Source organism: Schaalia sp. lx-100, from assembly GCF_021083625.1.
Lineage (GTDB): Bacteria > Actinomycetota > Actinomycetes > Actinomycetales > Actinomycetaceae > Pauljensenia.
The window spans coordinates 138,392-160,817 of sequence record NZ_JAJNRP010000004.1 but is presented as its reverse complement, the minus strand read 5'-3'; the positions used below and the strand labels follow the sequence as shown (position 1 = coordinate 160,817).

At 49.7% G+C, this 22,426-nt stretch carries 14 protein-coding genes and 3 tRNA genes; 7 read left to right on the top strand and 10 right to left on the bottom strand.

The features are described from left to right. Positions 1–15: 15 nt before the first annotated feature. Both LRP54_RS04730 and LRP54_RS04725 read right to left on the bottom strand, forming a co-directional pair. The gene (locus LRP54_RS04730) at positions 16–2,046 is read right to left on the bottom strand and encodes a DUF6541 family protein (protein WP_231235188.1); all 2,031 of its coding nucleotides are present in this window, start codon (positions 2,044–2,046) and stop codon (positions 16–18) included. A 122-nt stretch (positions 2,047–2,168) separates the two neighbouring features. Further along, positions 2,169–4,004 (bottom strand): mechanosensitive ion channel family protein, encoded by a 1,836-nt coding sequence (locus LRP54_RS04725; RefSeq protein WP_231204063.1) that lies wholly within the window; start codon positions 4,002–4,004, stop codon positions 2,169–2,171. Positions 4,005–4,146: 142 nt separating this feature from the next. On the opposite strand from LRP54_RS04725, the gene LRP54_RS04720 reads away from it, so the two are divergent. The 3 genes from LRP54_RS04720 to LRP54_RS04710 all read left to right on the top strand — a co-directional run bounded on the left by LRP54_RS04720 (position 4,147) and on the right by LRP54_RS04710 (position 4,448). Next, positions 4,147–4,219, top strand: a tRNA-Glu gene (locus LRP54_RS04720). A 57-nt stretch (positions 4,220–4,276) separates the two neighbouring features. After that, positions 4,277–4,353: transfer RNA gene (locus LRP54_RS04715), tRNA-Asp, on the top strand. Between the two features lie 22 nt (positions 4,354–4,375). Further along, positions 4,376–4,448 (top strand) — tRNA-Phe (locus LRP54_RS04710). Positions 4,449–4,634: 186 nt separating this feature from the next. On the opposite strand, the gene LRP54_RS04705 is transcribed toward LRP54_RS04710, so the two are convergent. Together LRP54_RS04705 and tadA are read right to left on the bottom strand one after the other, a co-directional pair. Then, positions 4,635–8,390 carry an alpha-L-fucosidase gene (locus LRP54_RS04705; protein ID WP_231235187.1) on the bottom strand — a complete coding sequence of 1,252 codons (3,756 nt, stop codon included), beginning with the start codon at positions 8,388–8,390 and terminating at the stop codon, positions 4,635–4,637. Between the two features lie 290 nt (positions 8,391–8,680). Continuing rightward, the gene (gene tadA / locus LRP54_RS04700; protein WP_231235233.1) at positions 8,681–9,460 is read right to left on the bottom strand and encodes a tRNA adenosine(34) deaminase TadA; all 780 of its coding nucleotides are present in this window, start codon (positions 9,458–9,460) and stop codon (positions 8,681–8,683) included. Positions 9,461–9,567: 107 nt separating this feature from the next. Between tadA and upp the strand changes: the two genes are divergently transcribed. After that, positions 9,568–10,206, top strand: a complete 639-nt coding sequence (gene upp / locus LRP54_RS04695) for a uracil phosphoribosyltransferase (RefSeq protein WP_231204042.1) — start codon at positions 9,568–9,570, stop codon at positions 10,204–10,206. A 265-nt stretch (positions 10,207–10,471) separates the two neighbouring features. Beyond that, a complete protein-coding gene (locus tag LRP54_RS04690; RefSeq protein WP_231235186.1) occupies positions 10,472–14,869 on the top strand; it encodes a glycosyl hydrolase family 95 catalytic domain-containing protein in 4,398 nt (1,465 codons plus the stop codon). A 102-nt stretch (positions 14,870–14,971) separates the two neighbouring features. Here LRP54_RS04690 and LRP54_RS04685 read toward each other — a convergent pair whose 3' ends face one another. The 3 genes from LRP54_RS04685 to LRP54_RS04675 form a co-directional block, all read right to left on the bottom strand. Further along, entirely contained in the window at positions 14,972–15,826 is an 855-nt protein-coding gene (locus LRP54_RS04685; protein WP_231235185.1) for a MetQ/NlpA family ABC transporter substrate-binding protein, read from the bottom strand. Between the two features lie 357 nt (positions 15,827–16,183). Continuing rightward, on the bottom strand, positions 16,184–16,846 hold the full coding sequence (locus LRP54_RS04680; protein ID WP_231204573.1) for a methionine ABC transporter permease: 663 nt from the start codon (positions 16,844–16,846) through the stop codon (positions 16,184–16,186). A gap of 98 nt (positions 16,847–16,944) precedes the next feature. Next, the gene (locus tag LRP54_RS04675; protein ID WP_231204035.1) at positions 16,945–17,937 is read right to left on the bottom strand and encodes a methionine ABC transporter ATP-binding protein; all 993 of its coding nucleotides are present in this window, start codon (positions 17,935–17,937) and stop codon (positions 16,945–16,947) included. Positions 17,938–18,166: 229 nt separating this feature from the next. On the opposite strand from LRP54_RS04675, the gene LRP54_RS04670 reads away from it, so the two are divergent. Both LRP54_RS04670 and gluQRS read left to right on the top strand, forming a co-directional pair. Beyond that, the gene (locus tag LRP54_RS04670) at positions 18,167–18,484 is read left to right on the top strand and encodes a thiamine-binding protein (RefSeq protein ID WP_231235184.1); all 318 of its coding nucleotides are present in this window, start codon (positions 18,167–18,169) and stop codon (positions 18,482–18,484) included. Positions 18,485–18,604: 120 nt separating this feature from the next. Continuing rightward, positions 18,605–19,561: a tRNA glutamyl-Q(34) synthetase GluQRS gene (gene gluQRS, locus LRP54_RS04665; RefSeq protein ID WP_231235183.1), complete on the top strand. Its 957-nt coding sequence runs from the start codon at positions 18,605–18,607 to the stop codon at positions 19,559–19,561. 106 nt (positions 19,562–19,667) lie between these two features. On the opposite strand, the gene LRP54_RS04660 is transcribed toward gluQRS, so the two are convergent. Genes LRP54_RS04660 through LRP54_RS04650 form a run of 3 tightly spaced genes read right to left on the bottom strand, consistent with a single transcriptional unit; the run spans position 19,668 to position 22,305 of the window. Further along, entirely contained in the window at positions 19,668–20,537 is an 870-nt protein-coding gene (locus tag LRP54_RS04660; RefSeq protein ID WP_231235182.1) for a metal ABC transporter permease, read from the bottom strand. After that, positions 20,537–21,484: a metal ABC transporter permease gene (locus LRP54_RS04655; protein ID WP_231235181.1), complete on the bottom strand. Its 948-nt coding sequence runs from the start codon at positions 21,482–21,484 to the stop codon at positions 20,537–20,539. The genes LRP54_RS04660 and LRP54_RS04655 overlap by 1 nt, the downstream gene beginning before the upstream one ends. Then, a complete protein-coding gene (locus tag LRP54_RS04650; RefSeq protein WP_231235180.1) occupies positions 21,481–22,305 on the bottom strand; it encodes a metal ABC transporter ATP-binding protein in 825 nt (274 codons plus the stop codon). The genes LRP54_RS04655 and LRP54_RS04650 overlap by 4 nt, the downstream gene beginning before the upstream one ends. Positions 22,306–22,426: the final 121 nt, after the last annotated feature.

The window sequence follows — 22,426 nt, the reverse complement described above, 5'->3', positions numbered from 1 at the left end:
AGCGTCGCATGAAAGCTATTCGCACATCGTGATTTCTACAAGTTTAGCTTTTCCAACCTGCTGAATGACTTTACCCACTCCACTATTGTCCACTTCATCAAATGACGGGTAGCGTTTTTCGGCGTTCCATCCACTGCCGCCCCATATGTACGAATCGTCAAGGTCAAGGATGTAACGCGCTCCTTGCCGATTGAGTATATTGCAGACTTCCTGACGTTTTGTGGAGTCTTTTAATGAGGTAGCAAGGAGCTCATAGTCTGAGTCTCGGAAATCGACTTCCATTTTCGGGAACACTGTGCGCGTATGGCCGATTGCCCACGCAAATGGCGCGCCTTCCCAGGGGTTACCAAGGACAGCTGAACCTTGTGGCAAATTCTGTGACATCCATTGGAAAAGCGCGAGTTCATCTGAATCAACAAATGAGGAATTTGTGATCCGGAAGTTGTCGGCTACTCGATGCCACACGCTTGTTAGTGAATGATTAACGGGAATACATATTGAAAGAAGCACTAACACTACGGCGATCAAAGTATTCGAGCGTAGGACAAGGAAGTGTTTCTGTAGCCATTCGATGAAACAGAAAATTGCGTAGGCTGCAAAAATCGGGGCTAGCACGATTAAAGCCCCTGCTAGACGAGGAAGATCGCAGTACCAGATTCCAGCCCAGTACACGTGGATTGGGCCGGGAGGGGCTGCAAAGCACGCGATGAAAAGGCATGACCATATCGCGTAGCAAGCAACCGTCCAGCGCGCACGCCCATGTATGAGGGACAGCAGCATACCTAATGCCACCATAATTCCTAGTGGCAGCATTTCAGACAGGGTATATATGCCGAAATCATTTGTCGGATTACCGCCTGTTAAAGTCCCAAGTTGCATAAGTGCTTGAATGATATTTCCTTGCGGAGAAGAGTATTCATAGCCTCGACGCATTACGGAAATGGGGCCTACCTTATCAAGAGCAAAATTCAGAGCGGTTAATAAGAGGGCGGTAAAAACTGTTGCCCCTAGCGTATTGATGATTTTGCGTAGGAGTGTCACATCTGGAGAATGATTCATCCTGCGAGCAAGGTAAACACCTGCAATCACACAGAATGTGATAGCGAAAAGGACCGCAGCATTGGCTTGTGTGATAACCATAGCGACTGCGCCCGCAGCTGCAAGCAGGGCGTACCACCCTGTAATACGTGAGAAGCGTCGTAGGCCAAGGACAGTGAAGGCAATGCTTGCTGGCAAAAGTGCGTATGAGAGCAGGTTGGAGTAAAGAACGCCATACCAGATGAAACCCAAAGGAAATTGTGGGAATGCGAGGGATAAAGGAATCGATAAAAGGGTTACCAGACGCTTACCGAAAGCGACTCGCGCAAGTGTTGAAATAGTTAGCGGCCAGTACAGGAAGGAAACAATAACAGTGAAAGCATTGGTAGCTACCGAAACAGGTACGCCCACGCTGAGGCAAATCAAACTGATTAAATCATGCCAGGCACCCGGATAGTAGTAGTGACGTCGCGGAAGCGTGACATCGTAAAGGTCCATATTCAAGGTTGAAGCGTTACCGGTATCAAGTATTGCTTGGACTGCATTAAGGTGGTACGTGTTATCCCAGGTTTGCGAGAATGCTCCAGGCATTTTGATTTGCCATGCAAAGTGAATCGTTATCGTCACGCAAATGATCGCAAGTAATCCCCAGCGTAAAAAGTCAGTGTGTGTATAACTAAAAGCACCGGAGTTTTCTGGCACACCAGACTTTTCATCTCGAATTGCACGGCGGAAAATCAGTCGAATAAGTAGAGCAAGCAGAGCAGTCCCCGCGATTCCCGCAACGACCGGTATAAAGCCCCAGGACACACCCAGCACGGCTGCAAAAACAGCGCTGGTCGTCACAATTATCACGCTTCCGATCGGCGCAAAAACAGCGAGGAGGTCACGCCGAACTCCAAGTATCAGGCTTGGTATTAAGCCTGGAAGCCAGAAAACTGCTCCCGCTATCACAAGGGCAAGCGGAAACAAAAGCCAGCTATGAAAAAAATCCAGAGCACTCAGCATTATTAACTACTCCACTGTACTTTCGCGCACATTACTCCCCTTAAACTACCATCCAACGGCCGCGGAGCATGTGTGACACAGATCCGACTGTGCACATGTTTTTGACTCCGATAGGTTAAAAGTTATCGACGGTTTTTCTTGCGTGCTTTCTTTGGAGCAGAGGCGTTATCTGAAGGTTCTGTCGTATCTACGGCTTGCATTTGTCTGGTCTGTGTTAAAGATTCCTCGGCAGGGATAACGCGCACATTACTGTCGTGTTCTTCTGAGGTTTTTCTTTCAGGTTCCATGCCAGCGGCAAAGTTTTCGTCCTGTTTTATGCGAGTATCACGCAGACGTGTCATTTCTTCACGTTCGGCTAGGACTTCTTGGCCGGGTCCTTCCCACATACTTGAGCGTTCTTTTGCTTCAGCAGACCCAGAGTACAGGCGTTCACCCTTGCCGTCCGTTACCAGTAGGTTTTCGGGGCTGTGTGTTCGATGCGTTTGAATCACTCGCATCACCGTTGTCGCGCTCAGCATCTGAGTGCCGTCTTCATCTGCATGCGCATCTTCACCTTCAGGAGCTGATTGTAGTTTTCCTCCTTCAGCCAGTTCACGTTGGCGCACAGCCATTGCTCGTCTGCGTGCTCGCTTTGAGCGGCGGCGAGAGGCTTGGAGTCGTGCTGCGTGTACGGGATCTGTCACATTGTGTTCATCAGCGGCTGTTTTATGTGAAATTTGCGTGTCCTCGTGTGCGTTCTCGTCTGAAATTCCTGCTAATTCGGCGGCGAGGCGGGCGATTTCTTCACGTGAGGTGTCGTGTTCTACGAGCTGTATTTCTTGTGGTTGTATCCGCTGCGCCGGACGTGCCCACGGTTCTTCACAGACGATCCATTGGATCAGTTTTTCTCTGATATAGCAGCGTAAATCCCATAGGTCACCTGATGTGCGAGCTGAAACGAGGATGCTCACTGTCACTGTGTTCGTGTCGGCTGCACTGATTTGCACAGCCCACGTGCGCCCGTCCCATAGGTCGCTGGAAAGCAACAGTTTCTCCACGTATTGTCGGATGAGGGCCATTGGCGCTGACCAGTCCAGTTGGATTTCTACTCGCCCTAAGCGAGTGGCTGTGCGTCGTGTCCAGTTCTCGAAAGTTGTTGAGGTGAAGTGGGTGGAGGGCACGATGAAGCGACGTTCATCCCATACTCTGACAACCACATAGCTGAGTGTGATTTCTTCCACTGCTCCAGATTCACCATTTGGACCGACAACTACCACATCTCCTACGCGGATAGCGTCAGTAAAAGCCAGTTGCAAACCGGCAAAGACATTTCCCAGTGTTTGCTGGGCGGCGAGGCCCGCCACAACCGAGAGGAGGCCTGCTGAAGCAAGAACTGTTGTCATTGCGATTCTGACGGTTTCAAAGGTGTATAGAGCTGTGCATACGCCAACGACGACGACAAGAACCTGAACGAGGCGGCGAATGATTTGCGCTTGTGTTTCAAAGCGGCGTGCTCGACCGTGGTCAGAACTTTGTCGCAGACGCGCGGCATCTTGGAATATCCATGCTGCTTTGTAGGCAATGGCGGTCAGAGCCAAGATACCTAGGACAACAATGCTGTGAAGCACAACAAGGAGCGCGGAAGTATGTGACCAATTCGCCAAATCTGTGTTGAGGAGGGCGATTTGTAGTCCTCCCCATGCGCCCCACAGCATCAAAGCCACATAGACAGCTACCCGGATTCTTTTCATCAGAGCAGCCAGAACAGCTGAACGGCGTGTGAGATTTCGTGCAATTACGGCCATGATTGTGGTCACTATGAAAGCGATTGCTGCACCTGCCAGCGTCGCCCCTGTGAGGAAAACAAGGTCGATTGTGTTTTCCACGGCTTCGGCGGCGGTGCCACTTTGTGCTTCTTCTTCCGCGCTTTTTAGCAGAAATGAGAACAAATTATGCGCAGCATTCATCAGGTCCGTCATATGTACAGATTAGGCGGATACGCAGCGGTGGTGACGGAGCAATATTTGATAGGTGATAGGAGTCACATCAAATCGTTTTGCTTCTTGAGGTGAAATCTGCCTATGATCTTCCACGTTCACCGGACATTGTTCGGGCCAACAGGCCCCCATCGTCTAGCGGCCTAGGACACCGCCCTTTCACGGCGGCGACACGGGTTCAAATCCCGTTGGGGGTACGAACTTCATGTCGGAGATGTGAAGATATAATTCAATAGGTCTTACACCTGTTGTAAGGCCCCGTAGCGCAGTCGGTTAGCGCGCCGCCCTGTCACGGCGGAGGTCGCGGGTTCGAGTCCCGTCGGGGTCGCCACCAGACCACTGGTCCGGTAATTGGCTCTGTAGCTCAGTTGGTAGAGCGTTCGACTGAAAATCGAAAGGTCACCGGATCGATACCGGTCGGAGCCACTGAGTAAAGCCCGCGAGAAATCGCGGGCTTTTTGCTTTTGTCTGCGACCCTGTGCTGCATAAAGAAGTGTCCTTGTCCGTAGAAGTTCTACAGACAAGGACACCCCTATTTCATTGGGAGAGGAATCCGAAAGCCGAAGTTTCCGGCTGAGCGGATGAGCGCCCAGGTTTCCTCACCTTAGTGCCTCACAGAAGATCCCTGCGGCGACGTGAAACACACACGAATCCCAAAGAAAAGGCAGCCAACCCAGAAAGGGTAACAAGGCTCAGTGATTCAACGCCTGTATGCGCCAAACCTCCACCCTTATTTTGGGGCTTCGGGGATATGATCTCTTGTTCATGAAGCGTCCCTTTACCTTCCTGATCTGCCGTGGGAATCACCTCGAAAGAAGCTTGCGTACGCAGGCCAGAGGCACCCTCACTTATCACATGGTGTGTACCCAACTCAAAGTCAGCCGGCACACGCCACGTGTATATGGCAACACCTGAAGAATCCGCAGGAACCGTACCCAAAACTATTGGGGTGGAATGTACCGTGAAAGTAACATCCTCACCGGCAGCAAAACCAGAAGCAGTAAAGGTTACTTCACCTTGACGTGCTACAGCATTCCCTTCAACGTTACCTAAAACCACGCGAGGACCGCTCGGAGGCACTATTGTGCCTGAGCCAGGTGACGGAACAGGGTCTGTTCCTGCACCCGGCATAGGAACAGCAGGGTCCGTATCTGATGCTGGTGGCGGGGTCTGCGATTCAAGTGCGACACGAAGAACATCGCTGACTGCTTCACCTGCCGCATTCGATACCACAACACGCAAAACATAACCTTGCGTATCCTCATCTGCTGTCAAGGAATAGGTAGGTGACACAGCGCCTTCAATGGGTGCCCATTCGCCTACATGCCCTTGAGCATCAAGCTGAGCCTTTTGCCACTGATACGTTACAGCAGGAGTTCCTGTAGCCTGCACCCCTAGCGTGAGATTTGTTCCCCGATGAGTAACTACCTCTTTCCTGCCCTCTTTATCACTCAGAGCAAGTAACGTGTCCTCGCCTGCTTTCTTTACGTTGATCGCGCTGATAGTTGGCGTCACCGTCGCATGCAACTCAACAAGCTGTGATTCTACGGTGTCTACGCTGTTTTCAGCGACGAGGCGAATAAACGCTCCTTCATCCGCTTCCGTTATCGTGAATGTGTACGTCAGATCTTGAGCGCCCTCAATTGCGGTCCATTCTTCACTGCCGGCATCCAAACGCTGCCATTGCAATGTAGGCTCTGGTGTTCCGATGACCTGGGTCGTAGCGGTCACACGAGTTCCAACGCGAGCGGTCACCGTCCGACTTTGACCATCACCATCGCTTGAGAAACCTTCATCAGTATCGCTAGTTACCTGGATAGGAGCAATTTCAGGAGCCTCCTGCGTTGCTTTCCCATAGACTTCAACTTCTGCGAGCGCTAAAGCCTCTCGTCCGGGCAAAATCACGCGAATGTACCGTGCTTCAAAACCTCCAAAATCAACGGTACTTGGATAACCGCCAACACCGTCTACTTTAATTGCCTTCACATTTGGTAATGCCAATGTTTCTTCCGCGGAAAGCAGGTCGTTGAGCGGTTCTGGTGAGGCCACAACATAGAAATCTTTTAAGCGATCAGAACAGGGAATCGTCCGTGACTGGCATGTAAATTCTTGAGCGCGGTTAAACACGTCCACATGGGTCACTTTGTACATGTCCTCTAGGTCAACCTCCCACCATGGGTCTTCGTCTCGACCGCTGGTATGAGAAAGGGAGCCGTTATTCCATACACCATCCGTGTTTCCGTCGACGGCGCGTTCAGCTAAGCCTCCCCAGCCTGTCGTAATTTGACGAGCGGGTTTTTCTAAAGCCAAGTTCAGTGAAGGTGGAAGCACATTCAGGAGTGCATCATGTGAGGTTACTTCACCGACCGTGTTCTTTGCTACCACGCGGAATTTTGTTCCGTTGTCTTCAAGTGTTGGCTCAAAAGAATAGCTATTGTAGATTTCATCTTCGATAGCTGTTACCTGACCATCCGTGTCTACCCTGTACCACTGGTATGTGGGGCTTGGGCGACCAGTTGCAACAGCTGAGAATGTTGCTGTTTGTCCGACACGTACAGATACAGTTTCTTCTGGCTGCATCTTGAATGTGGGTGCCACGCCAATCTGTTCGTTTTCGCTCGCAGTGATTGTCACTGATCGAATGGTGAAAGGTATCGGGTTTGCGTAATATGCCGGGTTTGCCGGTCGTATGCGTAAGCGTTTGACTTGGCGTGGTTCCAAGGTGAAAGAGCCGCCCACGATTCCGCTGGAAAGTTCTTCCCCTGTTACGGTCATGCTTTGATCGCCAAATGTCAGGATGTACTGGTCAGATACTCCTAGTCCTCGTCCTTGGACGCTGAACTCAAAGTCAACATTACGGAAGGTCTTTCCTGACTGGTCGGCAACATACACATCGTAAGCAGAAGTAAGGGCGTGTCCTTTCGCGGAACGCAGATCGACTACGTTTTGCGTTCCGGCAGTTCCTTCCCCATTGTTGAGGTAGACAGTGTTTTCTGGGACCATCATCGGCGCACCGTCGAGCTGTACTTTTATGACGGGAACAAATTCGTCGGGGTTGTCCCCTTGTAAAGTCACCCGAAGTGTTGTGCCGTCCTGCGTGAATGGTAATTGTGTGTCTGTTCCGTCGATTGTGACTGACTGAACCTTATTAGCAATTCCTGAGAGGGATACCTCTGACCCATCTGACCAGCTACGTGGGAATAGGTAGAGGGAGCTGTCTTTTGCTGTGATGCGTCCCCAATTCGGGATGGGGAACCATGTGGCGTGCGCGCCTTCGATGGCATTTGGGTGTCGCGTGCGCCATGCTGCCAAGTTGTCAAGAATTTTCTGGTCGAATGGGTCAAAAGAGCCGTCACCACGTGGGCCAATATTGAATGCGTACTGTCCGCCGCCTGAGATAACGGTGACAAGGCCGTTAATTGCTTCTTTAGTTTTTGGCACCACATTCGCTTCAGCACGGTTCGCTTTGTATGTTGAACAGTAGCTCCAGCAGGCAGGGAATATCGAGAGAATCGATTCCCATGGTCCCATTCTAAATTCTGTTGGTACGGAGTTATCGCCGCCTACTTCAAAATCGCCTTTATCGTTCCATACGCGCGAATTGACCACTGTCGTATTTGGTTGTAGGGAACGGACTTTGTCGGCCATTTGCTGTGATTGGGCGGGGGTAGGTTTGCCCATATCGAACCAGAATTCAGCAATTGGCCCGTAGTTTGTCATGAGTTCTTCAATTTGACGTAGGTTGTACTGCAGGTGTTCGTCACTAATCGGGTTCACGTTACTGTAGGGTTCTGGCTCGTGTTTTTCCCAGTCAATAATTGAGTAGTAGAACGCAAGTTTCATATCGACTTTGGCGCACTCGTCTGCGAGTTGCCGAATCGGGTCCTGTCCAAAAGCGGTTTGGTCAACAACGTCATAGTCTGTGGTTTTCGTGTCCCACATGGCGAATCCGTCATGGTGTTTCGTTGTAATCATGACGTACTTCATCCCCGCAGCTTTTGCTGTGGCACACACATGCGCTGCGTCCCACTTTTCCGCAGTCATACGTGACGCGGTTTCTAAATATTCTTCGCGGGGGATGTTTTCCCATGCTTTAATTTGTTCTGGATATCCTATGCGCTGCACTTTTTCTTTGTATTTTCCTTCATACATGGAGTACACACCCCAGTGCATAAAGAGGCCAAATTGAAGACTTTGCCACTGCGCTATGCGTTGATCCGTGGAATATGGAACAACGGCAGAAACCCCAGCAAGCGTAGTGCTTGGTGTTTCTGGCTCGTCTGCTATTGCGGAAACAGGCTGAGCAAAAATTCCCGTAACAACAAGTGCCGTTGCAGCGAAAAGCCCAATGATTCGTGTTCGTCTCATGGTGGGACCTTTCGAATTATTTCAGTTGTTTCAGACTGCTATGTCTGTATGCTTCAGCGTTGAAGCATCCCCTTACTCTAAAGGACGGACTGAAAGCGCACATGCGGTTGCGCTTTTCTGTGGGGGTTCACGAATTACTTTTTATTTTAGTAACACAAGAAAATATTTTTCTTTGCGCCTTAGGTCCTAAATGCTTTGCAATAGATTGATACACAGATAAAATCTTAAAGTAACATATCTGTGGATCCTCACAGAAAAGTAAGGGAATAAAAACTTGTCCCGAAGTAGGGTTAGTTTCGTACACGTCGACGCACAGGAATACCGACAATCTTTTCCAAAGAACGCTCAGCACTCCCCTCCCCCTCGGGCACAGCACGATCCACGTTGGGTAATGGGGATGGTTGCCGCACGACCTCCACCTCCTCAGACACAGGATGCCCTTCATAGACAGCAGGCAAGGACTGTTTTCCACTCTGTCGTAAAGTCGGCACTTTCAACGGTGGAGCGGCAGCTACTTGTGGAGGTAACTCAGGCGAATATTCATCCTCAGTTTCATGTATATGTGACACCCTTGGGGCAGAAAGAACAGGCAGGTCGTACGAGGCCGGGCTACTTTGTCCTCGTTTTACTTCAAAGAAAGCGCGTAACTGCAAAGCCGCTTCCTTCGCCAAAACACCTGGAATCACTTCCACACGATGATTCATACGGGAGTCGCGCAGAACATCACGTAAAGACCCAGCAGCTCCGGCCTTTGGATCCCACGCACCAAAAACAACACGATCAACACGGGCAGATAAAGCCGCACCTGCACACATTGTGCATGGCTCTAAAGTAACCACCAGAGTACAACCCACCAAGTTCCAACGCCCTAAACGCTGACCGGCTTCACGTAAAGCCATAATTTCAGCATGCGCAGAAGGATCATGATTTGCTTCACGGCAATTCCAGCCACGCCCAATAACGCGGCCAAGCGAATCAATCACTACAGCCCCGACCGGCACATCACCAGTTTCTAGGGCTTTATTTGCACAAAAAAGCGCCCGACTCATTGCCTCACGGTAACGTTGCATCGTTGTCACCCTCTAAGAGTATCTAAGAGTGCCGCACTGCGCCCACGTATGCGGATATCACGTTCATCAATCCGCACAAAACGCAGAAAAAGCGCTAATGTGGACTCATGCATCTCCATGTAGCTCATCATCCTTTAATCGATCATAAGCTCACTGTTTTACGTGATCGTCAAACCCCGTCGGCCACTTTCCGTCAACTTGTTGATGAATTAGTCACCTTGTTGGCTTACGAGGCCACTCGTAATGTTGCAGTCGTTGATACGGCCATTAACACACCTGTTGCGCCGACTGTAGGGAAAAAACTATCAGAGCCTCGCGCTATCGTGGTCCCTGTATTACGTGCGGGCCTTGGAATGCTTGAAGGTATGACGCGACTGCTTCCTACCGCTGAAGTTGGTTTCCTTGGTATGAAGCGCGACGAGGACACACTGCAAATTGAAACCTATGCGAATCGTTTACCTGATGATCTATCTGGTCGCCAATGCTTTATTTTGGATCCCATGCTGGCAACAGGACACAGCATGGTTGCCGCTGTGAATTACCTGTTTGAACGCGGCGCAAAAGACATCACATGCGTATGTATTTTAGCGGCTCCTGAGGGTATAGAAACCCTTCAAAAATTTATTGGTGACCGTGCCAATGTGAATGTGGTTGTGGCGGCTGTTGACGAAAAACTCAACGAAAAATCCTACATTGTTCCCGGCCTTGGGGATGCAGGTGATCGTTTATACGGGGTCATTGATTAATGTGACTATGCCTGTGCGTGTGGGGTCCTGCGTAGTGCAGGACCCCACACGGTTTTTCTGGCACATTTTCAAAAACTAATGGACACAGAAAGTGGCGTCAATAGCATGAAAATTTCATTGAAAATTAAATAGCATGACCTTTATTTGCACTTTCACATATAAGCCACATAAACCCCTACTCTTATTTTCAATCGCACACACCAACAATTTTTCTTCGTTAAACTAGGGGAATCTTGTTCAACACACAACACAAGGAAGTGTCATTGTGAAATTACAAGGACTCCTAGGACTCACCTCAAGTGCAGCCCTCATTATTTCAATTCTTATCAGTTCCCAAACACAAGCAGCAACCTCACAGGAGGCCACCTCTGACGCAACAACACTGTGGTACGAACAGCCAGCCTCTGCCACACAACTTCTGCACGCCAACAGGCGCAACATCAACGAAGAATGGCAACAAACCACACTGCCTATCGGTAACGGCGACCTCGGCGCCACCATCTATGGTGAAGTCTCTAAAGAACACCTCGTTATTAACGAAAAAACACTATGGACAGGCGGCCCCGGCACCACGCAAGATTACAACGGCGGAAATGATGAAAACAGTGGTAAAAACGGTGCTTCCCTACGGGAAATACAAAAACTCTTTGAAGAAGGCAGATCCGCTGAAGCAAGTAATCTTGCACAAAATCGACTGGTCGGCGGCTTCAAAAGGAATGAGCACGGTGGATACCAAAGCCTAGGAAACCTCTACATCGATCAAAAACTCGGCGAAAACCCCACCTACACACACTATCGCCGTGACCTTTCGTTAAGCGATGGCCTAGCCTCTGTTTCTTTCACCCATGAGGGAACAACATACACTCGCCAATATCTGGCTTCACACCCGCATAACGTCATCGCCATCAAACTTGACGCATCCACCGACGGCGCACTCAACTTCGCACTCACATTCCCCACGGCACACAACTCACAGAAAAACAACGAAACCACCACCATCAATGGCAACAAAATGACCATAAAAGGAGCCTTGCATAACAACGGGCTTCTCTATAACTCCCAAATCCTCGTCACCACTGACAACAACGGAACTATCAGCTCTGAAGGTGAAGCCCTGAGCGTTTCGGGAGCAAAAACAGCAACCATTTACCTTGCCGCCGGAACAAATTTCTCCAACGAGTACCCTTCCTACCGCAACGGTCAAAACAGCGATCAACTGGACCAATCAGTATCAGCTCGGGTCACTACTGCAGCACAGGCAGGCTGGGATACTGTGCTACGCGAGCACACACAAGATCACCACGCGCTCTTTGATCGTCTTTCCCTTTCCCTAGGATCAGCACAATCATTGCCTGCAACAGATGTCCTACTTGCCAATTACCGAAACGGCTCCGCACCTGCAGAACAAGCTCGCGCACTTGAAACCATGCTTTACCAGTACGGACGCTACCTCACCATTGCTTCTTCACGTTCAGACAGCAAATTGCCAGCTAATCTGCAAGGCGTTTGGGCACGAGGCACGGATGACATCGGAGAACCAAACCCCTGGGCCTCGGACTACCACATCAATGTGAACCTACAGATGAACTACTGGCCCACCTATTCTGCGCACCTCAGCGAATCAGCACTCCCCTTATTCACATACGTTGAATCGTTAGTGCAACCCGGACGAGAAACCGCACGAATCTACGCAGGAACCGACGCAAGTCCCGGTTCAGGTTTCCTCGCTCACACAGAAACCACACCCTACGGTTGGACAACACCGGGAGCATCATTCTTTTGGGGCTGGTCACCAGCAGCCGTACCGTGGATCTTACAAAACCTCTATGAAGCCTACGAATACTCACAAGACACTGATTTACTACGCCAAAGGATCTACCCACTCTTAAAAGAACAATCCCAGTTCTACATCCAACGGCTCTTGCACCCAACCCGCGACGGGCAAGGTGAAGAACGACTCGCCTCATCACCCACATACTCGCCAGAACACGGTCCTATCACTGATGGAAATACCTACGAACAAACACTGATCTGGCAACTTTTCAAAGACACCATCGAAGCAGCACGTATCCTCAACGTTGACGATGAACTTGTTGGTAATACCGAAAACTGTTCAACCTCTGGATGGACACGTAACTGGGACAATGGCGGCGAATTCACTCATCAAGCAAACCGTTCTTGGGAATGCGCACAATCACTGCTTAAACCCATTGTCGTAGGAAGCAGCGGTCAAATTAAAGAATGGTACAACGAAGGTGAACTCGGGCACTGGTATGACACAAACCGTATCCCCAGCTACCAAAAACAACACCGACACCTCTCACATATGCTGGGCCTGTTCCCCGGTGACCTCATCACTGTGGATAACCCTGAATTTATGGATGCCGCAAAAGTATCCCTCACAGATCGCTCAGATAACGCCACTGGCTGGGGTATCGCACAACGACTCAACGCATGGGCGCGCACCGGCGACGGAAACCATGCGCACGCTATCATTCGTTCACTTTTCCGTAGTGGAATTTACCCGAATCTTTTCGACGCGCACCCGCCCTTCCAGATTGATGGAAACTTCGGGTACACATCAGGTGTTAACGAAATGCTCATGCAATCAAACTCAACATACACAGACCCGCAAGGCAATAAGCACGTCAATTATCTGAATGTCCTGCCTGCTTTACCTGATGCTTGGGCTGAGGGGCATATTACGGGTCTGCGCACACGAGGTGATTTCACAGTCGATATGACATGGGAAAAGAAAGCAGTCAGCGAGCTTTCTTTACATTCCGGTAAAGGGAAAGAAGCAACTCTTTCTTTCCCCGGTGCCGCTCAAAGCACCATCACGGATGAATCAGGGCAGATCCTACGCCCCACCATTCATGATTCCTCGCACATTTCTTTCCCCACCACAGCAGGAAAAACCTACACGATCCGTGAAATTCCTTCTCTGCACCTGACCTCTCACACTGGAGCTACCACCATCGGGAAAGAAAATGGCACGCTCTTACTAGTGGCCAATATGAAGAATTTTCATTCTCAATCGCCACAAGACCTACGATGGGAAAGCTCAGATACATCTGTTGCCACAGTGGACGCACATGGCATCGTCACAGGTATTCGTGAAGGATCAGTCACCATTACAGTTTCCTCCCCAGAAGATCCAAAACTCAACAGTTCACTCCCTCTACGTGTTCTCCTTGGTAGTGAACAAATAGAACGCGTCGATGACGCGAATAGTTCGATTCATTATTCTGCTGGTTGGGGCACATGGAACAGTGACCATCGAAATCATAATTCCACTCTGCATTTCACTGAAAGGGCAGATCAAAGTGTCACCTATGAATTTACTGGCACCGGAATCATCGTCGGCGCAACTTCCAACACCCCGTACGGCCAGTACGAAGCATGTATTGACGGAAATCAAAACTGCCGTCTCGTTGCTCTGAATGAACAAAATGACGCACATCAAGTACCCGTTGTTCGCTTTACGAATTTACCTGCAGGAACACATACGCTTACCTTGAGGAATAAGGCACTCAACGGGAACGTTAAAGCTGAACTTGATTACTTTGATGTCATCATTCCTGGCGTGTCTTTAAGCCCAGTACATGAGCAGCTTGAACGAGTTGACGCTTTGCAACCACAGGAAAACCTATACGAACCTGAAGCTTGGAATGCGTACAACACAGCTTTGCGTCGTGCCGTTGATTTGGTCAATGGTGACGAACATACACAGGAAGCTGTGACAGCAGCGGCGACAGCCTTACGTGACAGTATCACCAACCTTGCAGAACATATTGCTGCCGACACGCAAGCTCCTTCCACACCTGAAGGACTGAATGCGGATCCGGAAATGACAAGCATTGACCTTTCATGGGCTGCTTCTACTGATAACGTGGCCGTCACCGAATATGAAATATCTGTTGATGGTCGCACGATGAAGGTGGATGCTGCTGATACTCATATTGTTATTGACAATTTAGAAGCAGGAACTACATATGAGCTTCAGATCGTGGCAGTGGATGCCGCAGGAAATCGTTCTCAAGCAGCCACAATAACCACGAGAACCGCTCCTCTCCCATCCGTTACCCCTCACGCAGATAATGATGTGATTGTTTCTGTTGAAAATAACAGGATCACTCCGGGTTCTGAGCAAACAGTATCTGTTCAAGGTCTTACACCATCAGGGCAAGCCACACTGCACCTGCATTCGGATCCTCTCTTTTTAGGAGAATTCACTGCATCTGGTGAAGGCACACTCACAGCACACATCACGATCCCTGCTGACACCACCATTGGCACTCACCACATTGAGGTAACAGATATGGTAAGCGGACGCAGTGGCAGGACTGTTGTAGAAGTAGTAGCACCAGAAACAAGTGAGATAACCGAACCAACAGTAAGAACGGAAACACCTGAATCCGATGAGTCCGGGGATGAAAATACGTCACAGTCAGATGCTTCTGCTACGCCTTTGGGAAATACAGACAGAGCAAATGACCCGCACTCAACAACAATCCGTAAAACTCCTTTGTCACGCTTAGCGATGACAGGAACATCATGGGCCTTCGTTATAGGAAGCTTCATTGCCTTATGCGGTGCAAGTATGTCATTAGCCATCACACGATACGGAGCAGTCAAAGAACAAAAATCCACTGAATCATAAAGCGCCTATCGGATCTACAAGCACCGTGAAGGCATAGAGAAAGTGTGGGGTCCTGCAATACGCAGGACCCCACACCGGTTCGTCAGCACATACAGCTTTCGATCAGAAAGTTGGAATAACGGAACCGTCTTTCCATGTGCTTTCGATGTACGTGCGTACAGAATCCGAATGCAAAAGTTTCTCAAGTTTAGCGATAGCATCAGCCTTATCAGGGTTCTTCTTCCACACGAGAAGGTTAGCTGAGTCATTTCCTTCAGTGCTTTCAATAGCTAAACCATCACCATGAGGACTCAAACCACCTTCTTGCGCGAAGTTACCGTTAATAACCGCGATATCAACGTCAGCAAGTGAACGCACAAGCTGGGCACCTTCAACCTCAACAAATTCAAATTTCTTCAATTTCTCAACTGTATTGATGTTGATGTCCGAAGAATCTGCTTTCGGGTCACTAATCTTGACGAAACCTTGATCGGCTAACAATTTCAAAGCACGGGCTTGATTTGTCACATCTGCAATGATGCCGATTTTTCCACCTTCAGGGAAATCTTTCAGGTTCTTCACCTTTTCAGAGTAGACAGCCAACGGTTCCAAGTGAACACCTTTACCCGGCACAAAATCGTAGCCATACTCTTTCGTTTGGTCATTCAGGTAAGGAACCGTCTGATAGAAATTCGCATCCAGTTCACCCTGATTCAAAGCCACATTCGGCTGCACATAGTCGGTGTATTCCACAATATCCAACTTCAAGCCAGCTTCCGCAGCTAAATGATCTTGGATATATTGAAGAATCTTTGCATGAGGTGAAGGTGAAGCCCCTACCTTCAGTGTGACAACTTCTTGAGCGCCAGAAGCAGAAGCCGCCGTATCAGATGAGCGTGAGGAAGAACCAGCAGACGAGCATCCAGCGAGGATAAGGGCAGCGGCGGCGCAAGCAGCGACGTAACGGATTGAACGCATTATTTTCTCTTTTCAGGTGTTGATGGTGTCCACTGGCGTGAACTCCACATGTCGGTCATATTCATCGTTTGAAACGTTTATTAAATTCTGTTCTTTTGAGGCGAAGATACAAAAAGGGGTCCGTCCATCGATCTTATGTAACATAGGTTCCGTTATTGCGTGAGATATTCCTGCCCTCTTGAGCACATTCTCTGATACATCTGAACACGCATATCCGCTATTTCCATGCAAACCCAAAAGAAAGACAGCCCCTCTAACGAGCGCACTGTCCAGATAAGAAGACAGGCACCCTCGAATCAGATCCGAAGATGCCTGCCAAACAAAATATTCACATAACGCACCAGCGCACGAAGCTCCTCACCGATGATTCACCATGCGAGCAACAAAATCACCCGTGATTTGAATGACTTGCACAAGCAGCAAAATAGCAAGCACAGTAACAATCATGACATCACTTTGGAAACGGTTATACCCGTAGTTAATTGCCATCTGACCTAAACCGCCGCCACCAACAACACCAGCGAGAGCCGAGTACCCTACCAGCGTGATCCCAAGGACTGTCACAGATTGGACAAGTTCAGGCAAAGCTTCACGTACTTGCACACCCCATTGGATCTGGAAAAGATTCGCCCCCATCATTTGAGCAGCTTCAATTTTCCCCGGAGCAACAGCACGAATATTCGTTTCAACAAGCCGTGCAAAAAATGGTGTCGCACCAATAACTAGTGGAACAACTGTCGCTTTCCATCCAAGCGAACTGCCAACCACAAAACGGGTGAAAGGAATCAAAGCAATAATAAGAATAACGAAAGGATACGAACGCAAAATATTGACAACAAAACCTAAAGTTTGATGTATGAATTTATGAGGCGTCAGCCCCTCTTTGCTAGTCTGAACCAGAATAAGCCCCAACGGAACACCCAAGATGACCGTGAAAAGAGTAGAAAATCCCGTCATCAGCAAAGTTTCACCGACTGCCGGCAAAAAACTCTTTGTCAATGCCGGATTATCCAACCACATCGGATCATCTTTACCCGCTGACAATAAAGCGGCAGCTAATTTCAGCGGAACGAAAGCATCCGCAGTGGGAAAAATATCAACAAAATGAGTAAAGGCAATCATAGGTTGCGCTCCTGAACGTGCACATTATTGGCTTTAAGTTGAGCAATGATCTGATCTTTGTGGATTGTTGGCACCGAAAGCGCTAAACGACCTACTTGAGATGTCGCAAGCGATTCAAATGTTCCCGCAGTCACGTCAGCCCCTAATGATGCCGCTAAACGCAGAACATTCGCTCCGGTGGGAACCCCCGGCCGTGAAGTAAACATGACATCCAAAAGTGTCATTGCCTCTGGAATATGCACATCATCCACATGAGGAACAGGTACCAACTCGCGCGCTAAAGGACTTGTCGGGTCAGTCACTACATCATCAACTTTCCCACTTTGAATAACACGGCCATGCCCAAGCAATGTCACCGAATCACAGATTTCACGTACCACACTCATTTCGTGGGTGATAATCAGAACTGTCACTCCCGCAACGTCACGTACATGACGTAAAAGAGACAAAATTTGCCGCGTGGATTCTGAATCCAAAGCAGATGTCGGCTCGTCACAAAGCAACACGGCAGGCGTATCAGCTAAAGCACGAGCAATACCGACACGCTGACGCTGACCGCCTGATAGCTGCGAAGGGTAGGAATCACCTCGCCCAGCTAAACCCACCAAAGATAGGAGTTCTTCAACCCTGCGCTCAGTTTCTTGCCTGCTGACACCAGCAAGTTTTAACGGGTATCCCACATTAGCTGCCGCAGTGCGCGCTTCTAAAAGATTTGCCGCTTGAAAAACCATGCCAATATTGCGGCGAGCGCGTAAAAGTTCGCGCCCACGTACCGTGGATAAGTCCACTCCGTCAACAGTGATACGGCCTTCTGTTGGGCGTTCCAAAGCGGTAAGGCAGCGAATCAGTGTTGATTTACCGGCACCAGATTGCCCAACGATGCCGTGTATCGCTCCCTTATCCACATGAAGTGTTACATCGTCGAGTGCGACTACTTCTGCACCGCCTTTGACGGGATAGACCTTACGTACTGCACGCAAGTCAATCATGTGTCCTCCCATGCTGAATCGAAGTTATGTGCGGTATATGTCAGGCGCTTCGGATAGGTGTTACCGTGCGCATCGTATTCACCTTAGAGCTTTCATAGGTCGCAGGAAAGAAAGCGAAAGGGATGAGAATATGTAACATAGCACATGTGGATTGTCGCTTCGTGGCTTTTCCTGTTCTTACGGGTTTTCGTAGCCTCATTTTCACTGCGAACACAGTTAAGCTACATGTATGCTTTTTGCTTTTTCTGTTTCACCTATGACTTCTGATAGCCCAGATGGTTCAGTTTCACAAGCCGTTGCTCGCGCTGTGCAGGTCGTGCGTGCAAGTGGGCTTCCGCATGAAACAACCGCTATGTTCACCACTATTGAAGGTGACTGGGATGAAGTGATGCCGGTAATCCGCGCAGCATGTGATGCGATAGCGGAAGTGTCCCCGCGCGTGTCGCTTATCTTGAAAGCAGATCTACGTTCCGGTTACGCGGGAGAGCTGCAAGGTAAACTTGCTCGTCTAGAAGCTGCTATAGATTCGCTTCCTGAGGCCGACTGAGCGTGAGGGGTATCTATCATGCTGGCGCATACTGCTTTGAGGCCGCGCATATTCAGGCTTTGTGCCGCTAGCTGAGGATTGGCTTGCAAGGGCAGGCTCGAATAGGAAAAGAGCAATAGAATGTCTCTGGTTTCTTCTGCCGTTGGTGCTGGCCGTTTCGCGCCATCGCCTACAGGTGATCTGCATGTTGGAAATCTGCGGACAGCAATATTAGCGTGGCTGTGGGCGCGCTGTACCGGTCGTCGTTTCGTTATGCGCCTTGAGGATATTGACCGTGTGCGTTCTGGCTCTGCTGAGCGTCAATTAGAAGATCTTCAGGCGATAGGCCTCAATTGGGATGGTCCGGTTCTTATTCAAACATCCCGCACGAAAGCACATAAGGACGCGATCGCTGTTTTAATGGAAAGCGGCCATGTTTTTGAATGTTATTGTTCGCGTAAAGATATTCGCACGGCAGCTTCAGCTCCTCACACTCCTTACGGTCATTATCCTGGGACATGCGCAGATTTGTCAGAATCTGTTCGACGCTCCAAACGGCGCGAGTTAGCGGCATTAGGTCGGGCACCTGCGCTGCGTTTCCGCCCTCCTGTAAGCGAATGGACGGTAACGGATGAGCTTCATGGAAATGTCACAGGTCCTGTGGATTCTTTCGTCATTCAGCGAAGTGATGGGGCTGTGGCCTATAACCTTGCTGTTGTCCTTGATGACGCTTTTCAAGGGGTGGACCAGGTGCTTCGTGGTGATGATTTGCTCGCGCAAGCTCCTGCGCAATCTGCCCTTGCTCATGTTTTAGGTATCCCCCAGCCAACATATGTGCATGTTCCTTTAGCGCTCAATAGTGACGGAGTGCGGCTGGCAAAACGTGATGGCGCTGTTACTTTGCCTGATCTTTACGCTTTGGGGTGGAGTGTCGCTGACGTGGTGGAATGGATTGGCACATCTATCAGTGTGCGTGGGGCGCGTTCACTATCCGATTTATCGCAGGCTTTAGATTATGAGGCTTTGCGTACTTTAGAGCTGGCCCCGTGGATTGTGGAGCCTCCGACAGATAAAAATGGGGCTGTGCAGCGCGCATAGTACTTATTCACCTGTGGTTTATGAGGCCGAATAAAGTAGAGGGCAATTCTGTCTGAAGTAGGTGAAGTTACCTTCAGAAGAATTGCCCTCCACGATGCGTGTGGTTTTATATCGCGCGTTGGCGTATCACATGTTCGCGTACTTTCACGATACAAAACACGATGAGGAATACCGCTGCATCAACCACCGCCATCATTGATGATGTTGCCAAATCTCCTACCAATGCGATGGAAAAACCCAGCAGGGCCGACACGACAGCAATCACTAAACTTGCGCACATCATGCCAGGCAAAGTGCGAGCAAAGAGAAGTGCTGTCGCAGGAGGGACAACCATCAGGGCAACCACGAGGATAGCGCCTGCCGCATCAAAAGCGACAACCACCGTCAGGGAAAGCAACAGCATAAGGCCCGCGCTGATCGTTTTCACAGGAATACCCATTGAACGGGCCAGAAGCGGGTCAAAGGTTGCTAATTTAAGTTTCGGATATACCAGCACAATGTATGCGCCTGTCAGCAGGAAAACACCAAGAAGCCGCCACATTACTCGCGGGCCAATATCAATTGTGCCGAAAATAATGTGTTCAGGTGATAGCGCCATGAGGTTCAAATCGCCTGTAAGAACCGTGTCCTGACACAGGTGTACGCTGTGCAAGACTGTGGACAAAAGGATGACACCTATAGCGAAAAGAACAGGGAAAATGAGGCCCTGATGCGCGTCACCCACGATAAGCCCTGAATTTCGTAGTTTTTCCGCCCCAAAGACGACTACGAGCCCCATAATGGCGGCAGTAAGTACCATGATCGGTGAATGAGTGCTGCCGGAAATCAAAGCACCGACAACAATCCCCGGAAGAACCGCATGGGAGATTGCTTCTACAAGCATGGACTGTTTACGTAAAACAATGAATGTTCCCGGTAAAGCGCAAGCCAGTGCTGTTACTACGGCAAGTAGGGCAACAGAAACAATGAAAGGCATTAGTGTGTTCCCCCTGTGACTTGGGCCAGCAAAGCTCGTCTTTGACGCATACGCTCGCTATGCCGCCGGATAACGGAGCGCTGCGGAGCAGCAAATAATGACACCAGCAAAATGATGGCGAGAACGAGGACTATAACCGGCCCTGTCGGTACTTTCCCGAAATTAACGGAAATGTAGGAACCGATGACTCCCGCTGAGCCTCCGAAAATACCTGAAAGCAGCACCATTGTTGAGAGGCGATGCGTCCATTGGCGGGCTGCGGCAGCCGGTGTGATCGCAAATGCGACAACAAGAATAAGCCCTACGGCTTTAATACCGATGATAACGGCAACAGATGCGGCTCCAAGGAGGATGAAGCGGATAAGTTTTGGCGAAAATCCGAGGGTTTGCGCATGGATAGGGTCAAAGGCGAATATTTTGAGTTCTTTCCATCCGACGCACATAACTATCAGAGCAAAAGCAGCAAAACATGCGGCTGTTATAAGGTCTTCGTGTGTCAGCGTGGCCGCGTTGCCGAACATGTATTTGTCGATGCCGCCACGATTAGGCAGGGTTGAGTGAGTAATCACCCTCAAAAGGACCATTCCCCCACCGTAGAAAAGAGCTAGGCAAATCACCATTGCCGCGTCAATACCGATACGCGAGTGGACTGATATCGCATTTGCTAGTAATACGGCAAGTGTTGATGTGATGATTGAACCAAGGGTGAGGACCAGCATTGATCGCCCGTCTACGGCGAAAAGCCCTGCTGCCACGATAAAAGCGAGTGTGACACCGGATGTCGCTGAGTGCCCCATGACATCTGAAATGAGTGATTGTTTTGTCAGGTACAAGAAAGCGCCGAGCATACTGGAAGCCACACCGACCAGCGCTGTTCCTATGAGCATTGTGCGGAACGTGTAGCTGGCAAAAAATGTCAGCGGGTCAATGAGTTCCACGGGAATCATTTGTTTTCTCCCGCTGATTCATCGGGGGCGGCTTCCTGTTTTTCGGTTTCTGGGTGTGGTGCCGTTTTTTCTGTCGCCTTTTGCGTGGGGTGCGCGCTCATCATTTTTTCGTCGAGTAATCCGTAGGCGATATGTAATTTGTCTTGTGTGAAGGATTCTTCGAGGGGGCCAGTTGCAATGAGTTTTCCAGAGGACAGCAGAGTGGATGCTGTGCAAAAACGACGAACTGTTGATAAGTCGTGGTGGACAATGATGACGGTGGTTCCGGCTTCTTGTAGTGCGCTGAGTACATCTGTGATGGCGTGTTCAGAAGCCACATCGACACCTGCGAAAGGTTCGTCGAGGATGCACAGGTCTGCGCGTTGCGCGAGTGTGCGAGCAACAAATACGCGCTGTTTTTGTCCGCCTGACAGTTGCGAGATCTGACGATCGGCTAGATCACTAATTCCTACTGCTTCTAATGATTCTTTCACGGCAGCGTGTTCACGTGCTCCTGGGCGTTTAAGCCATCCGAGTCGCCCGTATGTTCCCATTGTGACGATGTCTCGGACAGTAGCAGGAAAGTCCCAGTCGATTTCTGCGGCTTGTGGCATATAGGCCACTCGGTGACGTACTTTATCAAGAGGTTCACCGAAGAATTCCACGTTCCCTGTAAGAGATGGGATGAGGCCAACAGCGGCTTTGACGAGTGTTGATTTTCCGGCTCCGTTTGGTCCGAGTATCGCCATGACGTCACCGGTGTTCACTTGGATTGATACGTTGTGTAAGGCAACGCGGTCATGGTAAGCAACGGAAAGGTTTTTCACCTCGCAGGCAAACATATGCGCCTTTCATTCAAAGAGCACAACGGGGTTCGAGAGTATGAGTTTCTCGAACCCCGTGCTCAGCTGTATTTCTTTCACGCCTGCGCATGTTTATTTCGGCGGGCTATGAAAGAGGGGA

Excerpts from the sequence above, each read along its gene's own strand:
- LRP54_RS04730 (WP_231235188.1), bottom strand. The coding sequence starts at position 2,046 with ATGCTGAGTGCTCTGGATTTTTTTCATAGCTGGCTTTTGTTTCCGCTT.
- LRP54_RS04725 (WP_231204063.1), bottom strand. The coding sequence starts at position 4,004 with ATGACGGACCTGATGAATGCTGCGCATAATTTGTTCTCATTTCTGCTA.
- LRP54_RS04705 (WP_231235187.1), bottom strand. The coding sequence starts at position 8,390 with ATGAGACGAACACGAATCATTGGGCTTTTCGCTGCAACGGCACTTGTT.
- tadA (WP_231235233.1), bottom strand. The coding sequence starts at position 9,460 with ATGCAACGTTACCGTGAGGCAATGAGTCGGGCGCTTTTTTGTGCAAAT.
- upp (WP_231204042.1), top strand. The coding sequence starts at position 9,568 with ATGCATCTCCATGTAGCTCATCATCCTTTAATCGATCATAAGCTCACT.
- LRP54_RS04685 (WP_231235185.1), bottom strand. The coding sequence starts at position 15,826 with ATGCGTTCAATCCGTTACGTCGCTGCTTGCGCCGCCGCTGCCCTTATC.
- LRP54_RS04680 (WP_231204573.1), bottom strand. The coding sequence starts at position 16,846 with ATGTGGTTGGATAATCCGGCATTGACAAAGAGTTTTTTGCCGGCAGTC.
- LRP54_RS04675 (WP_231204035.1), bottom strand. The coding sequence starts at position 17,937 with ATGATTGACTTGCGTGCAGTACGTAAGGTCTATCCCGTCAAAGGCGGT.
- LRP54_RS04670 (WP_231235184.1), top strand. The coding sequence starts at position 18,167 with ATGCTTTTTGCTTTTTCTGTTTCACCTATGACTTCTGATAGCCCAGAT.
- gluQRS (WP_231235183.1), top strand. The coding sequence starts at position 18,605 with ATGTCTCTGGTTTCTTCTGCCGTTGGTGCTGGCCGTTTCGCGCCATCG.
- LRP54_RS04660 (WP_231235182.1), bottom strand. The coding sequence starts at position 20,537 with ATGCCTTTCATTGTTTCTGTTGCCCTACTTGCCGTAGTAACAGCACTG.
- LRP54_RS04655 (WP_231235181.1), bottom strand. The coding sequence starts at position 21,484 with ATGATTCCCGTGGAACTCATTGACCCGCTGACATTTTTTGCCAGCTAC.
- LRP54_RS04650 (WP_231235180.1), bottom strand. The coding sequence starts at position 22,305 with ATGTTTGCCTGCGAGGTGAAAAACCTTTCCGTTGCTTACCATGACCGC.